Genomic DNA, 15,776 nt, shown 5'->3' on the forward strand with positions numbered 1-15,776 from the left:
CGCGAAATGTACAGCAAAGATCAACACGCCCTAGTACATATCCATGGTGGCGCGTTTGTTTTCGGTGGGGGGGAATCAGCGCTAAGAGAAGCTATTTGGGTTGCCAACGGGCTTGGTGCTCAGGTGATCTCTATTGATTATCGCCAACCGCCATTGCACCCATTTCCAGCGGCAATTGATGATGCTGTTGCAGTATGGAAAGAGCTAATAAAAACACAGTCACCGGAATCGACAGCGATTTTTGGCACATCTGCAGGCGGTAACTTAACGTTGGCAACGACACTTAAACTTCAGGAACTCGACCTTCCCGCACCTGGCGCATTGTTTGTCGGGACACCAGCCGTCGATCTTAAAGAGACATCGGATTCATGGTTAACGTTGCAAGGTTTAGACCCTCTAGGTCAGCGAGAAGGACTTATTGAGGGCGCTTTCGATGTATACGCTGATGGAGAGGCTCTTGATAACCCTCTTATCTCACCAATATACGCTGACATTGATGAATTCCCACCAACGATATTCATTTCAGGTACTCGAGATCTCTTGCTAAGTGATACGGTTCGTATGCATCGATTATTACGCAGTGCAGACGTGGAAACTGACCTTCACATATATGATGGCCAATCTCATGGAGATTATTTGAATGGTATCTTGTTCGACATGCCAGAATCTGAAGACGCTATTAATGAGTTAGGCCAGTTTTTTAATAAGCATATCAATTAGTTTGTTTCAGCAAGCTGACATTAAATCACATGGATGTGAATGCCTATTTGGAGGATATAATGGCAACGTTATTTACTTCATTTTTTAAATCTATATCTACGTTACTGCAAGCTAATTATCATTACGCTCTACATCAATCTGTCGTGGATCATTCTTACTCGCTAACCCCTATGTATGTATTGAATCAAAGTAATGATGGGAGCTCGTTGTGATAAGACGTTTTTATACGATGTTAGTAGCCGTTTTTTTCGCTATACCCTTCTATCTAGCCATACCCAATGCGCTAGCCATGCCCAGTATTGCTTTAGAGCTCGCTGACACATCTAGCCCTAAACATACTCTTTCGAGCTTCATCAGGGATTCGAGTGTGGTTATCGAGCATTGGCAAAATGAAACACTGCATCTTAAAGAGGCGCAGCATGCTTATTCACAAGTAATCAGAACGATGGACCTGTCTATGGTTCCGAATCGTAGTCGAACTGTTGTTGTGATGGAGAAAATAATTCTTCTTCGTGAGTTGTTAGATCGAATTGATCAAGGTACTCATCAGCTGGTCCCAAATATCGAGAAAATAAGGGGAGAGGAGATTGATCACTGGCGTTTAGGCAACACTGAGATCGTATTGTCTCGCCAAACTTTAGGCGATCGAACCGATCAGTTCTTATTTAGTTCTAACACCGTTCAAAGCCTGTCTCGGTGGTATAGAACGATGTCAGCCCTTCCTTACTATACCGAAGTACGTCCAGACTATTATCAGGAATTTCTGATTAGTCCCGGACCTATGTTCTCTAAGCAATTTGTTCTTTCTTTACCTTCATCTTTTAATCAACTCTATGGGCCGCTTCCTTTATGGCAATGGCTTGCTCTTGTTGGTGTTTTGTCACTATGTAAGGTGATGATAAAAATCAGCTTTTTGCTTGGTGAGCGTTGGAATAATCGTTGGGAAGGAAAAGGCTTGAAATGGCGGGCAGGTCGACTGTTGTCCCTAGTAGGTGTGGTGAATTTACTGTTTATAGCAAGATGGGTGATTGACGATGGGATATGGATTACTGGTGGTGTTTATCAGCTGTTCACCACCTTATTTCTACTCGCTCAGTTCTTCTTTGTCTCATGGCTTATTATGGCCATCTTCAATTATTTCGCTGATATTTATGTATTCAAAAAGCACAACGGAAAGCACGTAGATTCCTCATTGATTACTGTATTAGCACGTATTTTTGGCGGGTTAACGATCGCGATTCTTGGTATTTACGTCATCGAATTTATGGGCTTTTCAATCTCCCCCATATTGGCTGGTTTGGGTGTGGGTGGTTTAGCGGTTGCACTGGCCATTCGCCCTATATTAGAGAACGTAATAAACGGACTAACGCTCTATGCTGACGGGGGAGTAAAGATCGGTGAGTTTTGCCGCTATGGAGATAAACTCGGAACCATTGAAAGTATTGGTTTACGTTCGACTCGAGTCAGGACGCTAGAGCGCTCTTTAATTACCATCCCTAACTCAGAATTTGCCAATATGGAAATTGATAATTTGGAACGGCGTGATAAACGACGTATGGAACATGTGTTGAGATTGCGTTCTGAAACCACCCTTGAGCAATTGCGCGTACTGATCGTTAACCTGCGTCGGTTGTTGCTACAACACCCAATCATCGAAGAGGATCCGGTTCGAGTGAGACTCATGGGCGTCGGGGAATACTCCATCAATATTAGTCTGATGGCTTACATCAGTTGCCGTGATCATGAAGAGTTCATGGCTGTCCAAGAGGACATTCTGTTTTCTGTGTTGACCCAAGTCGAGAGCATTGGTGCGAAGATAGCTCACTCTACTCAATATCAACTTGTGGATGTTAATGCCAATGACAATGAGGAACAGAAACGAAATGCCGAACAGGTTGTTGCGCAGTGGCATGAAGAGCAGGCTTTCCCATTCCCTGATTTCAGTTTTGAATATAAGTACGAAATCAAAAATACCATCATGTATCCGGCGGTAACCTCTGCTGTGCGACCGCATTCTGTTTAAAGCGGCTTTAGCCAGTATGCATGCTAACTTACGCTGTATTCCAAACTATTGCGCCTCTATGAACACAATGTCCCTAAAGCGACTATAAATCGCTTTAGGGACGAGGAGCCTTAGTTGATAGTTTTTACTGAGATCTAAGCACTAAGGCTAGTAACTCAGCTTGCTATCGGACGTCAGGTTGAACAACGCTATCAAAGTAACTCTGCATGGTTTGATGAAGCAGTTGATGAAGTGGAAAGCCTCTCTTCGACTGAAGATAGCCGCCCTCAACACCAATTTGACGCATTTCTTTTGGTAAGTTGGGTAATGGGTAGCAGCTTAGTTCAGGATCATCTTCTGTCATATAGCTGCTGCCAAAAGAGAAAGCGTCTGAATTTTTAAGCTTACTTCGCAATACTGTTAGGCTATGTGTCGCTAACACAACATTCGCGGTGTAGCCTTTTGATATATAAAGATCTTCGATTGGCGCTCGTTTGGTGTTGATACCATCAATCAAGATTCTTGTGATTGGTAGGTGATGAATATCTTCCCATTCGCTGCTCTTAGTCAGCACTGGATGATCTTTGCGTGCAATGAGGCTCAACTTTACTTCGGTGAGCTTATGCTGGTAGATATCTTGAGGCAGTGGAATACCTGAAAGTTGCAATAAGTAATCGACTTGTCCATTTAGTACTTCTGCCAAGCTTTTGTCTTGCCAGTAAACTAATTTAAAGTTTGCTTGTGGAAGAGCTTCATGTAGAACCTTAAAAATCCCTTCTCCATATTGTTCAATTAGAAATATGTTCAAAGCGATGGTGACTTCACCAGTAAACGCTTTTGGGTCAAAGTTATGGTAGGACTCAACCACCTTTATCAAAGGGGAATACATTTCATCGGCCGCTTCGGCGAGTTTCTCTGCCAGTTCTGAAGGCTCAACGCCGTGTGCTTTGCGAAGAAAAAGTTGATCGCCAAAGGTTTCCCTTAACTTCGCCATTCCTCTGCTGACGCTGGTTTGCGATATACCCAACTTGTCTGCTGCTGCATGGGTATTACGAGTTTCGACAACCGCTTTAAGTAACTTGAGCAGATTTAGGTCTAAGTCTTGAAGTTCTTTCATGGGTTACCTTTCGTAATGAAGTTCTAAAGCATCATTTAAGAATAAGGGAAATTGGCTTTTGTTCAATAGCTTAGGAATGATATATGTTAAAGAATGTTTGGTACGATTCGCAGGAATGCGTTGTGAGCAGAGATTAGCTTTTAACCCAATGAGTTCTATGCTGCAAGGATAAGCAGAGCAGACCTGGCAACATCCGTGTTGCTAAAGACGATTAGGCTTGATGTTAGATAAAGGCTTAAGTTCGAGTGTGAATATATTGAAAGTGGAAAAATATATTGAAGCCGTAGAGGCATATTTAAACCGTATAGGTAGAACGCTTAATTCCGGTTAAAGCGTCTAAGTATAGTTGAAGCGCCTAGGTATAGTTAAAGCGCGTAAGTGTAGTTAAGACCAAGCTTGTTGTCTGAGTTGTCATAGATACCGTAGTTAATTGAAATATTTTGATTATCTGATACTCGATAAGAGAAGCTACTTTCCCATTCTAACGCATGGATTTTAAGCGTTTGGTCGCTTAATGATGTCGTATAGATTGGTGCAATCATGATGGAGGCTTGCTCTGTAATGGTCACCACACTGTATAGCTGCGCCATGGCGATAGGCACTTTCTTATCAAGGTTGTCACTAGAGATGGCGCCGACGCCAATAACCGGAGCGATAATGAGCCTTTCATGCAGTGGCAGAACTTGCATCGCGTTCAACACGAAAGTATGTGTATCGCTGCGGTCATCATATAAATAATCGCCCATCACGCCACTGCCGAAATTGGTGCTCAGTGCCGCGGCTCTTACTCTGTATGTGTCAAAATTGTTCAGGGACTGAGCAAAAAGCAATGCTGCCCAGTTGTCAGTGATTGTTCTAGCATAACCAAATCCGGTATCAAAGCCTTCGCTGTTATAGCCTAACTGAAGGGAACTATAAGCTGCCGTTGGGTCGGTGAAATCAACGGGTGCTGTTTCTATGGTCGCTTCGGTAAATTCTTCGACGGCGGATTCAAAGTCGATTGTGTTTTCATCAGCGATTGAATAGGCGCTGAGCAAACAGCTCAGCAATAATAGTTTAGTTTTCAAATTAGCCAACTTATTTAAATTGTTTAAACTAGGTGTTAAAAAGTGAGCTGCCTTTTTTCGGCAGCTCTAATAATTTAGAATGAATGTTTGAAAGAGAATAATGAGAGGTTATTGCTATCATCATATTGGTAACTATATACGAACGCGCTTGTGCTATTTAATTGATAACCAAGTTCTGCCGTGTAATCCCAATCTCTAAGCGTCGACTGATTGCCATTCTTTTCTTTTACTTTACCTAAGCTGTAAGTATATTCCGGCGTGAATCCTACCCACATGCTAGGGTTCAAGTTGTAAGTCATATCAAGTGATGCGCTGGTGTAGTAAACACTGCTACTCATCTGTTGATGCTTAAGGTTGCCAAGCGTTATTTGAGGTACAACAGAAAACTGTTCGTTAACCGTATTGTCCTTGTAGAGACTGAAGCTATAGTCATTAGCACGTAAATTATCTGATTGGAAGTTGGTATCATGTTCATACTCAAAAGCAAGCCCTAAGCCATCGCTTCTTTGAAAATCAAATCCCAATTCGTGGTTATCAAAATTGTCGTCACTGCTATATGAACTGAGCAAACTCCAGTCGCTATTTAGTGACTTGGCATATTGAAGGCCAATATCAAAATCGTTGCTTCCATAACCGATAGTAAACCCAGAATAATGTTGTTTAGAATCAGAAAAATCAACATTGGTATTTGCAAGTACTAAAGGAGATGAAATAAGTGATGCAATTAATAGAGATGTTTGAGTTAGTTTCATAAATATAAATCCAAGTTGTGTTTGTTTATGCCTCTATTTTATTTACAGACCGAGAAATAGACTATGAATTACAGCGATTCATATTTGCTTGCTAAACGTATAGATATAAAAAAGCCCCAAACAAAAATGTCTGAGGCTAAAAATTGGGTTGTGTGGCAGAGATCGTGAAATCACAGCAAGAAAGCGTGTGCTAAATACAGAACACTGAAGAATGAAATAGCGTCGGTTAAGGTTGTCAGCATTGGACTTGAGAGCATGGCTGGATCGAACTTGAGCCGCTTTAATAGTAAGGGTAATGTCCCGCCAATCACGACGGCAAGAGTGGAAGAAAGTGTGTAAGCGATGGCGATAACCAATGGCAACCCGGAGTGCTCCCCGCCGAGCGTGAACAGCGTAAGCAGAGCCAAAACCGTACCAATTAGTAACCCATTGATCGCCCCGATTGGAATTTCTTTAGCGATCACATACAACAGATCTTTGGCTAAGATCTGTCCCATGGATAATTCTCGTATCGACACTGCAACAGATTGGTTCCCTGCCGCGCCAGAGAGGTTGGCGACAAGCGGCAACACTGCGGCTAATACAGCAATTTGTTCTATGATTGGTTCGTAGATGGCAATGATCGAAATCGCAGCGTAACTTAAGGCGACCGAAGGTAATAGAAAGGCGAGTCGACGTAGGTTTCGTTTAAGTACCGGCATGGTACGAGACTCATCGCCCCCAAATACGCCTGATTGTTTTAGCATTTGCTGCTTAGAACGTTGATATAAAGCGTCATTGAGATGCTTAAACCCTACGACTCCTATTTGGAAGCCTTGTTCATCAACGATGGGAATGACCGGGTGCAGGGTAGTGTCTAGCGTGCTCTTAACCGTATTTAGGTCAGCGTCAGGGCTGATGACGGGAACCGTATGATCTAAGTATTCTTTTAGTAAGACACCACGTGGTAACAGCAGTACATCACGGATCTTCAACCCACCTAAATAGTTGCCTTCAGTGTCATGTAAGTAAACGTAGCGCCATTCTAATCGATCCAAGCTGCGCTCATCTGCGCTTAATATTGTGCTCAAACTGTCGATAGTAGCGTCTTCTGCCAGTTTGAGGACTTCGCTTTTACAAATCCCTCCGGCAGAATCTTGTGGGTAGATCAAGGCTGCACGCTCTTCGTCTTTCCATGCTGAAGGTAGGGCTTGCTTGAGCCTTTTTTGTAGGTCGTGTGGCAGCTCATTGAGTAGCAGCCTGCGGTCTGCGGAGTGCAAATATTGAAATAGCATTATGGTGCTGTTTTCCGAGAGTTGACTGAGCAACCATAGAAGCTCGGGATCAGAGAAGTGATCAAGTAAGTTGGCAGCGAGGTTTGGGTTGACCTCACTGAGTAGAGTCCAAGTGACGATACGTTGTTGATCAGAGAGTTTCCTCAATACTGATGGCAGTTCAACAGGCTCAGCCTCTAGAAGCGTATTATTTAGCTGTCCCGCCTTTCTTCGAGTTAGACACTCCAATATTTTTAGGTACAGCTTTTCCGCTCCTTCCGATGAAAAAGGCAGTGTAATTAATGTCATATGTGAGACCTTTGACAGTAAGTGAGAATACGATTGAGGCGATTCTCAGTCGGATGTTTGTGGCTGTTGCTTCTTGGCCGCAAGCCGAACAAAAAGTGCGATAAATGCGGTTACCATCAGGATTAAGCTGCCCATTAAGAACCACTTTGTAATCAATTCTTGATATTGAGAGATCAATGGATGTCGCATTACCCACTTTCCGACTAGTAATAAACTGAAGACCCAGGTAATCGAGCTCGTGAAGCTAACAATCAGGGTTCTTATGGCGCTGAGTTGTGCAACGCCCATCAACATCGGGGTCAATACACGAACAAATGGGACAAACCGCGAAACGAACAAGGACAAAAATCCGAATCGGTTTAATAGTTTTTTTGCCTTGGGTAACGATTCATCTGGCAGTGTTTGTTCAGCTTTACGCATGAACTGAGTATTGTGCAGCCACCGCCCTTGAAGGTACGCAATGATACTGCCTAAAAAAGAGGCGCTGGTTAGAAGCATCAGAGCGCTTGAAAAATCAATCGCGCCCAAACCGACCATCCCCCCGACAAACAGTACTAGGCCGTCACCGGGCAGTGGTAAGAAAACAAAACTAGACTCAAGGAAAAGCACGACACCAAGTAAAAGCAATAAAACGTGCAGTGAATTCAATTCAAGTAAGGCATCAAAGTCTTGCAACCAGATCGCGGAAATAATCTCTTGCATGGAAACTCCAAGTGAACGTGGGCTCTGGCTGTTGATAGCCGGAGCCCACAATGCGTTTTAATCAAACATTAAGATGATGTAGGCAAAGAACAGGATGAGGTGGGTCGCACCATTGAGCGAGTTAGTTCTCCCGCTGCTAAAGCTCACGCTTGTCATTAATAGCGTTGCACCTAATAACACCATTTCTGCAGGGGCGAGGCCGAGTTGGATGGGTTCGTTCATGACCCCTGAAATCAACAGAACAGCGGGAACGGTTAGTGCAATTGTGGCGAGAACCGAGCCAAAGAACAGATTCATCGCGCGCTGTAGTTGATTGGTAACGGCGGCTTTAACAGCTCCGACCGCTTCAGGGGCCAGAATAATCAAGGCAACAATCAAACCACCTAGAGCCGCAGGTGCGCCCATTTCGGTGATGCCATCGTTAATTGGAATCGCGAGGCTTTTCGCTAACAAAATTACGATCATCAGATAGCTGACCAGCATAATCGTGTGGAATATATTGCTGTGCAGAGGGCCGTGATGTTCGTGATGATCTTCATTATCACCATCAATGAAGTAGTCGGTATGGCTGCGTGTTTGGATGAACAGGAATACGGCATACAATGCGATTGAAGCGAATACCAATGTCCAAGTGAGGCTGGTCGACATGTTACCGAGCGAATCCATACTGGTGAAATTAGGCAGCACCAAGCAAAGCAATGAAAGTGGGATAATAGCCACCAAGTACGCTTTGATTCCATCAAGGTTGTAGGTTTGCGTATGGTATTTCATACCACCGATTAATAAGGTGATACCGACAAAGCCATTAAGCACCGCCATCACGACAGCAAACATGGTGTCACGCGCTAAGAAGGGATTGGATTCTCCAGTCAACATAACGGACGAGACCATAATAACTTCGAGCAAGACAACAGACAGCGTTAATATAAGCGTGCCTAATGGGTCGCCAAGCTTTATCGCTAGCGCATCTGAATGACGAACAACGGAAAAAATGGCGCTCATCACTGCGTAAAACAGCACCGCAGTAATCATTATATAGGCGAGCTGAGACAGTTCCCCTGTGAGCAAGTTGTCGCCGAACAGTTTGAAAAATAGAACGGCAACGATGCCTAGTGGCAGTTTGTATTCTTGTTTGAGTACGTTGAGCATGTTGAGCCTTTATTGAGTAACCGAAGGCTCGCTAATGTCCTTTAACGAGAGTAAATCGGGTGAATACTGCAACTTCCTGTGCAGCAAACGGTTCGTTTCAAGTTATGCGTTTAAGCTTTTGCATCTAAAACGATATCTACAAAGCTATGTGTCTAACCATGTTGCTAACTTAAGGTGAACCGATGATCCAGACTATGAATTAGAGAAATTCTTTGTTGCTATCAGACGACTGACTATCGCCTAATAGCGTTCTTAAGTAAGCGGTAAGCACTAAGCGCAGTCAGCAAAAACTAAGGCATGCTTTGAAGGGATTCAGTTTCTTCCGGCTTATAGTGGATTGCTTTCAAGCCCACACACGTTGGTAAGAGTGTGCCGATAGAGATAGAGGACCACGTTCCACTTATAATCCCGACGCACAGTGCAATGGCGAAACCTTCTAGTGCACTCCCTCCTAGCAGCCACAGTGCTGAGACTGTGACCAAGGTGGTACCTGATGTGACAAGCGTTCGTGATAACGTTGATACGATGGACTGATCGAGAAGGGCATCGGTCTCACCGTCTGGCTTCGCACGAAATACCTCACGGATGCGGTCTGAAATGATGATCGAATCATTCAGGGAGTAGCCCATTACTGCCAGCAAAGCGGCCAACACCGTTAGGTTGAACTCAATTTGAGTCACCGCAAAGAGCCCTAGCACAATCACAATGTCGTAAACCAAAGCTGCAATTGAACCGAGCGCGAGTCGCCATTCAAATCGGTAACTCAAGTACAACAAGGTAAGAACGAAACAAGCCAAAATCGCCAAGCCGCCTTGTTCGACCATTTCTAACCCAACCTGAGGGCCAATTACGCTGCTGTTGGTAATGTGAAAATTGCTGTCTATCGGCAACAGCGCTTGGTTAAGTGCTTCTCGCAAATCGAGGTCTGTATCATTGAAACGCAGTTGCCAATTTCCCTCGTTGCCTGCTGCCGTCACTTGAACATCTTGGCTCAGTGCCGAATCTAGGTGAGACTTGAGTAGAACTTGAGTGACGTCTGGCTTTGTTTGAATATCGGCGACGACACCTCCCGTAAAGTCGAGTCCCCAATTGAAACCTCTTACCGCGATTGATGTAATAGAAAGCGTCAGTAGAATCAGAGATATCATCGTCATCAATTGACGTGTTTTGGTGACGTTAATTGATTTGGTCATTACAGTTTCACCTCATGTGAGGTGTTTCTTCCCCACAAATAATTGATAAGAATTCGAGACGCAAATACGCCAGTAAATAAGCTCGTCAGTAGGCCTAATCCGAGTGTGATAGCAAAGCCTTGAATGGGACCGTTACCTATTGCATACAAAGCGATGGCGACGATCATAGTGGTGAGGTTGGCATCGAAAATGGAAGAGAATGCGCTATCGAAGCCTCGCTCTATGGCTTGGGAAAAGTTTCTGCCTTCTCGCATCTTGTCTTTGATGCGTTCAAAGATAAGCACGTTGGTATCGACAGCCATCCCCACAGTTAGCACAAGCCCAGCAATGCCCGGAAGCGTTAACACAGCGCCAGGGATGAGCGCCAATAGACCAAACAGACACACTAAGTTGATAGTCAGTGCAGCATTCGCAACCCAGCCAAGACGTCGATACCAACAAGCGATAAATACCAATGTAAAACCCAGCCCCAAGGCGAGTGCCGCAAAGCCATTTTTGACGTTTTCAGCACCAAGAGTTGGCCCGATGGTGCGTTCTTCAACAATGGTGACAGGGGCTGTGAGTGAGCCTGCTCTTAATAGAAGAGCAAGGTTTTGAGCGTCTGCCATTGACCCCGCGCCAGTGATGCGAAAGCGGCTCCCCAGCGTTGATTGAATTGTCGCTACGCTGATAACTTCGCTTTGCTCAATGGATTGTCCTGTCTCTGATTGACTGTATTCACTGTACAGAGTCGCCATCGGGTTTCCGATATTGCTGCGCGAGTGATTGGTCATCAGCCGCCCCCCCGTGCTATCAAGAGTGATGTTGACTTCGGGTGTCCCCATTTCTCCTAGGCTGGCTCGTGCATCGATAATATGCTCACCCCCTAAGATACTGTTTCTATGTAGAATGACAGGTCTACCATCTTGGTCATTGATGGATTTTGTTCGTGCACTAGCATTGGGCTCCACATGGTAAAACGCTAGTGATGCAGTAGCGCCGATAATGTTTTTTGCGGATGTAGGATCTTGCACTCCTGGCAGTTCGATGCGAATTCGGTTTTCACCTTGGCGCTGGACGGCGGCTTCCGTGATTCCTAGTTCTTCTATGCGGCCTCGCATTGTTTGAAGATTTTGTGTCACGGTCAGAGTTCGAATCGCACGCTTCTCCTCCTCATCCATTGAGATCATCAAGCGCTCACCAGATTGGCTCAGAATCCAATTTGGATACTGTGTTCTTAAATGGGTTCGAATATCACCAAGTAGTGCTTCGTTATATCGAGCGATGACCACTTCACCGTTTTCTACACGGCCGCGTACACGAAACTCCTGACGAAGATCGTCGATCACTGATTGTGCGTGAGCATTAAAAACAGGGGCGAGGTCAACATCTAAGAGAAATTGCACACCACCGCGCAGATCTAATCCAAATTTAATCGGCTGAAAGCCCAGAGAGGTTAACCAAGAAGGAGCTGAAGGTTCGAGTGTGAGGGCAACGGTCTCCGATGGTTGGATGAACTCGGACATTAAAGCTTGTGCGGGGGCTTGTTGTCCGCTCGAAGCAAACGTCACCACTAACCTATCGTTGTTTTCGCTAACACTGTGAACATCAATTTTGTTGTCTACAAGATAACGATATACATCATCAGCGTGTGCCGAATGCGTTTGGTTTGAAATGTGCAAAGCTTCACGTTCACCAAATGCAGAGGGTAGGGCACTGAGAAGCATCAGTACCACAGACAGCACGAGAACGATGACCTTCCATTTAGCTGAATAATTTATGGGTGTGTTTGAGCGCTTTAACTTCATTTTGATTGCATCTTATTGATTAACGCATCCGCAAGTAGCACCAAGCTTGTTTATCAAATAAACAGCGGTATTAATCACGTATGAGTTGAAACTAAGGGGCCTGAAAGGTTTTCGATAAACCTAACTGTTGGTTACCGAGCTATCTTAGTTTCTTGACTCAATAGCACTATGGATTAGAGAAATTCATATTTGGTTTTCTCCACTTTTCATATATGAATTTCTCTAATTCCTCGTAGAGATTTGATTTATTTAAAACAATGAAATCTGAATTACTAATTGAGGATAAATCTATATGGATTGCACAATATATTTAAATGACCGCAAATATAGAGTTTGTGATATTGGTGAAGGGAAGTGCACTTTAGTGCTGAGTTACGCCAAAGACATAGAGTCATTGCATGAGCAATTTAGCCATCAGTTTCTTGAGCTGGAAAGAGTGATAATTATTGATATATCAATATGTTGGGTTAGTGAGGTCGAAGCGTTGAGCGAAAAGGATCGCTGCGAGTTAATCGCAGATGTTCGGTTATTAACTGACATATATTGGCTTGATGACTTTGAAATTAAAACCGATAAAGGGCAAGACATATTTCTAGGGCTTAAATCATTATCTCCGATTTAAATAAAATGATGATTAGCCAAATATGACTTTCTCTAATTCATCGATTTAATTATTGAGATTGAGTGTAATGGCGTCATCGAAAGGGACTAACCCTAAATTATTCCATTAACTAGAAGAACGATATTATGCGAAAGACAATTCTCAGCACGGCTCTTTTACTCTCTACTTCATTTGTCGCGGTTGCCGACCAATACAATCTTTCTCTTAAGTATGACCCTATTGTTACGGATAGAGGGATTGTTACTACAAAGCCCGCTGCTATGGTAGACCAATTGTGGGATGTAGACGTGCAATCAATCACTCAGATAACCGATGGTGTCTATCGTATTGCTGGGTGGGGTATCGGTAACGTGATTGCGGTCGAGGCTCCTGAAGGATGGATCATCGTTGATACGGGAGACGATTTAAAAGTAGCGCAAGAGCAACGCAAACAGTTGGAAAAAAAGCTGAACCAAAAGATTGATGTTAGTGCGGTCCTTTACACCCATTCGCATTATGTGTGGGGTACACAAGCGTGGAGTAATGATGACACAGCTATTTACGCACATGAGTGGATGGAGAAACACCTTTTTGCAGACAATGGTGTTAGCCCTCTAGCTGGAATCTTTTCTACTCGAGTCGCTATTCAATTTGGGTTGTTACACCCTGAAAGCGGCCCAGATGCGTTTCCTAATAAACTTGGTTTCACGCTAGATAAGCTTGAGGGCGAAAAAGGCTACCAATCTCCAACCGTTACTTTTGAGCACAACCAAGTTGAAGCGCACACAATTGCGGGGATGGAGGTGATTGTTTTACCTAGCCCTACGGATGTGACAGACAGTGTCGCTTACTACTTTCCCGAAAAGAGCCTTATGGTGACCAATGCAATGAATGCGGGCTCAATTTTCAATCTCTATACTTTGCGCGGAGATAGGTATCGTGACCCTATCCGGCTTGTTGATGCGGCAGATTTGGTCCTTTCTTATGACTTTGACTATCACGTTGATATACATGGTGCTGCCAATGTAACGAAAGAAGCCGCAGAGGATGCCATCTATGAGTTTCGCGATTCGATGCAGTTGATACATGACCAAACAATACGAGCGATAAAGCTTGGAAAGGATGCTCAGGGCGCAGCTGAATTTGTTTATATGCCAGAAAACCTACGATTGGATAAAGAAACCTATGGGCAAGTCGAAAGTCATGCGAAGCAGGTCTATAACGGTGTTATGGGCTGGAATGGTTGGGACGTGTACGACATCAACCCTTTGCAGACACAAACCTTTGCTCATCAATTTATTGGGAGTTTAGGTGGGGTTGAGTTAGCCAACAAAATGGCCAAACAGTCAAATAAGACGCAAACCTTGGAAGGGTGGCAGTGGTCGCTATACTTAACCTCTCAAATACTTGAAATAGATCCAAATAACGAAGAAGCCAAACTGTCGCGCGCAGAAGCGGCTCGTGCACTTGGGCAACGTACCAGCTCAGCCAATGCTCGTGGATTCTATATTTCTGAAGCATTACTTCATGAAGGGAAACTTTCATTCGGTGAACATCAATTGGACAACTATCAATCTCTAACTCAACTACTTGGGACAATCACCAGTGAAAAGTTAGAGGCGTCTCCGATAGAGAATAATGTCGAGTACATTCGTTATTTGGTGGATACACGCAAAGCGGAAGGTTTGTCTTCTCAGTTCAACTTAAAGATGAATGATAGTGAGCACGCGTTCGGTATTCAGCTTCGAAATGGCATTGTTCAAATTAGTTCAAAATTAAACGCAGGGGTGACCGTTAATCTATCTCACTTTGAGTGGAGTGAAGTGTTATTAGGCGAAACAGAGTTTAAGCAGTTAGACGACTCGTTGGCAGCCTTTGATACTGCATTGACTATAACAACTGAATAAAACATTGCGTTCGTGCTTTTTAGCTCATTCAATGGTGGCTGATATCTGAGCCACCATTTTTTATGTTTTCCAGTTTTTACCTTTCGTTTAAAGGCTTATCTCTAAACCGCTTCTGTCCAGATCCTGTCAGGCTACTGAGCGCATTGGTAAACGTCACCTTTTGGCTATTGATAACTATCACACCTATTTATCCACCTATTCACAAAATGTATTTAATTTATAAAACGCCTTGATATGATCAATATTTGCGCTATTATGACGATAAGTCAGAAATGACGAAGCGTCACAAAATGGTTAACTACATGAATTTACCATTCGTGTTAATATATTGGATAGGAGCGTTTTAAATACTGGCGAAGCTTAGGTAACGGCTAAGCTCATATACGGACTGAAAAATTATGTTTGGCTTTAGTTGTAAAGGCGATAAACAAGGTATCTTTGGTTGCAAAGGCGTGTTGTCTAAAAAGCAGCAGTCTATCGCAGACCGAGAAGTAGAATTGATGTTGTTAGCAAAAGATCTGGTTCGAGAACAAGGGTTCGGAAACCTCACGATGGATAAGCTGACGGCCGCGAGCTGTTATTCTAAAGGTACGATATACAATCACTTTTGCAGCAAAGAAGACGTGGTTTTAGCTTTGTGTATTCATTCTTTAAAGGCCGAGGCATTGATGTTTGCTCGTTCTGGAGAGTTTGAAGGCAACACACGCGAAAAGATCGTCGCACTGCACGTTGCTTACCGAATCTATGCTCGCATGGAACCGGTACTATCAACTTGTGCGATCATGGCGAAAAGCCCGTGGGTACTAGAGAAAGCGTCTAGTGCACGTGTAGCCGAGATGAACGAACTGGAAGAGTTGGTGATTGAACAAGCCGATTCTATGGTTAACCAAGCAGTAGAAGCGGGTGACCTAAAGTTCTCTTCTGGTGTGGGTTCAGATGCCATCGTGTTTGCAAACTGGTCAATCGCATTTGGTTCAAATGCCTTGTCACAGAACGCATCAAACAGTCATTGTATCAAACGGTTACAAGACCCGTATTCAGTATTACATAACGCGAACATGCTTCTAGACGGCCTAAATTGGCAGCCCCTTTCTAGCGATTGGGATTACCGCAAAACTTGGCGTCGTGTAGAACAAGAACTGTTCAGTGAAGAAATCACCTACTTAGAATCAGTAGGTCGATAAGCTTCCATTAAGCCCACTCATGTGGGTTTATTA

The 15,776-nt window shown here is 43.9% G+C and carries 13 protein-coding genes; 5 read left to right on the forward strand and 8 right to left on the reverse strand.

Annotated features, from left to right (window positions below; translation table 11 throughout):
• Positions 1-6: 6 nt before the first annotated feature.
• Both QWZ07_RS12065 and QWZ07_RS12070 read left to right on the forward strand, forming a co-directional pair.
• Complete coding sequence (locus tag QWZ07_RS12065) at positions 7-720, forward strand: alpha/beta hydrolase (protein WP_225998437.1); 714 nt, start codon at positions 7-9, stop codon at positions 718-720.
• Between the two features lie 208 nt (positions 721-928).
• A complete protein-coding gene (locus QWZ07_RS12070; RefSeq protein WP_261890850.1) occupies positions 929-2,743 on the forward strand; it encodes a mechanosensitive ion channel family protein in 1,815 nt (604 codons plus the stop codon).
• A gap of 163 nt (positions 2,744-2,906) precedes the next feature.
• Here the strand turns inward: QWZ07_RS12070 and QWZ07_RS12075 are convergent, their stop codons facing one another.
• The 8 genes from QWZ07_RS12075 to secD all read right to left on the reverse strand — a co-directional run bounded on the left by QWZ07_RS12075 (position 2,907) and on the right by secD (position 12,057).
• Positions 2,907-3,839, reverse strand: a complete 933-nt coding sequence (locus QWZ07_RS12075; RefSeq protein ID WP_192853049.1) for a LysR family transcriptional regulator — start codon at positions 3,837-3,839, stop codon at positions 2,907-2,909.
• A 365-nt stretch (positions 3,840-4,204) separates the two neighbouring features.
• Positions 4,205-4,906 carry a hypothetical protein gene (locus QWZ07_RS12080; protein WP_192853050.1) on the reverse strand — a complete coding sequence of 234 codons (702 nt, stop codon included), beginning with the start codon at positions 4,904-4,906 and terminating at the stop codon, positions 4,205-4,207.
• A 74-nt stretch (positions 4,907-4,980) separates the two neighbouring features.
• On the reverse strand, positions 4,981-5,658 hold the full coding sequence (locus QWZ07_RS12085; RefSeq protein ID WP_192853051.1) for a hypothetical protein: 678 nt from the start codon (positions 5,656-5,658) through the stop codon (positions 4,981-4,983).
• Between the two features lie 170 nt (positions 5,659-5,828).
• Positions 5,829-7,220, reverse strand: a complete 1,392-nt coding sequence (locus tag QWZ07_RS12090) for a magnesium transporter (RefSeq protein WP_192853052.1) — start codon at positions 7,218-7,220, stop codon at positions 5,829-5,831.
• A 45-nt stretch (positions 7,221-7,265) separates the two neighbouring features.
• Entirely contained in the window at positions 7,266-7,922 is a 657-nt protein-coding gene (locus tag QWZ07_RS12095) for a DedA family protein (protein WP_192853053.1), read from the reverse strand.
• Positions 7,923-7,979: 57 nt separating this feature from the next.
• Entirely contained in the window at positions 7,980-9,071 is a 1,092-nt protein-coding gene (locus QWZ07_RS12100; protein WP_192853054.1) for a calcium:cation antiporter, read from the reverse strand.
• Between the two features lie 290 nt (positions 9,072-9,361).
• The gene (secF, locus tag QWZ07_RS12105; protein ID WP_192853055.1) at positions 9,362-10,264 is read right to left on the reverse strand and encodes a protein translocase subunit SecF; all 903 of its coding nucleotides are present in this window, start codon (positions 10,262-10,264) and stop codon (positions 9,362-9,364) included.
• Positions 10,264-12,057 carry a protein translocase subunit SecD gene (secD, locus tag QWZ07_RS12110; RefSeq protein ID WP_390226697.1) on the reverse strand — a complete coding sequence of 598 codons (1,794 nt, stop codon included), beginning with the start codon at positions 12,055-12,057 and terminating at the stop codon, positions 10,264-10,266. The genes secF and secD overlap by 1 nt, the downstream gene beginning before the upstream one ends.
• Positions 12,058-12,343: 286 nt before the next feature.
• Between secD and QWZ07_RS12115 the strand changes: the two genes are divergently transcribed.
• The 3 genes from QWZ07_RS12115 to QWZ07_RS12125 all read left to right on the forward strand — a co-directional run bounded on the left by QWZ07_RS12115 (position 12,344) and on the right by QWZ07_RS12125 (position 15,743).
• Positions 12,344-12,673, forward strand: coding sequence for a hypothetical protein (locus tag QWZ07_RS12115; RefSeq protein ID WP_192853057.1), 330 nt, complete (start codon positions 12,344-12,346; stop codon positions 12,671-12,673).
• A 125-nt stretch (positions 12,674-12,798) separates the two neighbouring features.
• Positions 12,799-14,559, forward strand: coding sequence for an alkyl sulfatase dimerization domain-containing protein (locus QWZ07_RS12120; RefSeq protein ID WP_192853058.1), 1,761 nt, complete (start codon positions 12,799-12,801; stop codon positions 14,557-14,559).
• Between the two features lie 398 nt (positions 14,560-14,957).
• Positions 14,958-15,743, forward strand: a complete 786-nt coding sequence (locus QWZ07_RS12125; protein WP_192853059.1) for a TetR/AcrR family transcriptional regulator — start codon at positions 14,958-14,960, stop codon at positions 15,741-15,743.
• Positions 15,744-15,776: the final 33 nt, after the last annotated feature.

Source organism: Vibrio lentus (genome assembly GCF_030409755.1).
GTDB lineage: Bacteria > Pseudomonadota > Gammaproteobacteria > Enterobacterales > Vibrionaceae > Vibrio > Vibrio lentus.

What these genes read in the sequence shown, in the direction of transcription:
- QWZ07_RS12075 (WP_192853049.1), bottom strand. Translation starts at nt 3,839, where the DNA reads ATGAAAGAACTTCAAGACTTAGACCTAAATCTGCTCAAGTTACTTAAA.
- QWZ07_RS12090 (WP_192853052.1), bottom strand. Translation starts at nt 7,220, where the DNA reads ATGACATTAATTACACTGCCTTTTTCATCGGAAGGAGCGGAAAAGCTG.
- QWZ07_RS12065 (WP_225998437.1), top strand. Translation starts at nt 7, where the DNA reads ATGTACAGCAAAGATCAACACGCCCTAGTACATATCCATGGTGGCGCG.
- QWZ07_RS12100 (WP_192853054.1), bottom strand. Translation starts at nt 9,071, where the DNA reads ATGCTCAACGTACTCAAACAAGAATACAAACTGCCACTAGGCATCGTT.
- secF (WP_192853055.1), bottom strand. Translation starts at nt 10,264, where the DNA reads ATGACCAAATCAATTAACGTCACCAAAACACGTCAATTGATGACGATG.
- QWZ07_RS12120 (WP_192853058.1), top strand. Translation starts at nt 12,799, where the DNA reads ATGCGAAAGACAATTCTCAGCACGGCTCTTTTACTCTCTACTTCATTT.
- QWZ07_RS12115 (WP_192853057.1), top strand. Translation starts at nt 12,344, where the DNA reads ATGGATTGCACAATATATTTAAATGACCGCAAATATAGAGTTTGTGAT.
- QWZ07_RS12125 (WP_192853059.1), top strand. Translation starts at nt 14,958, where the DNA reads ATGTTTGGCTTTAGTTGTAAAGGCGATAAACAAGGTATCTTTGGTTGC.
- QWZ07_RS12095 (WP_192853053.1), bottom strand. Translation starts at nt 7,922, where the DNA reads ATGCAAGAGATTATTTCCGCGATCTGGTTGCAAGACTTTGATGCCTTA.
- QWZ07_RS12085 (WP_192853051.1), bottom strand. Translation starts at nt 5,658, where the DNA reads ATGAAACTAACTCAAACATCTCTATTAATTGCATCACTTATTTCATCT.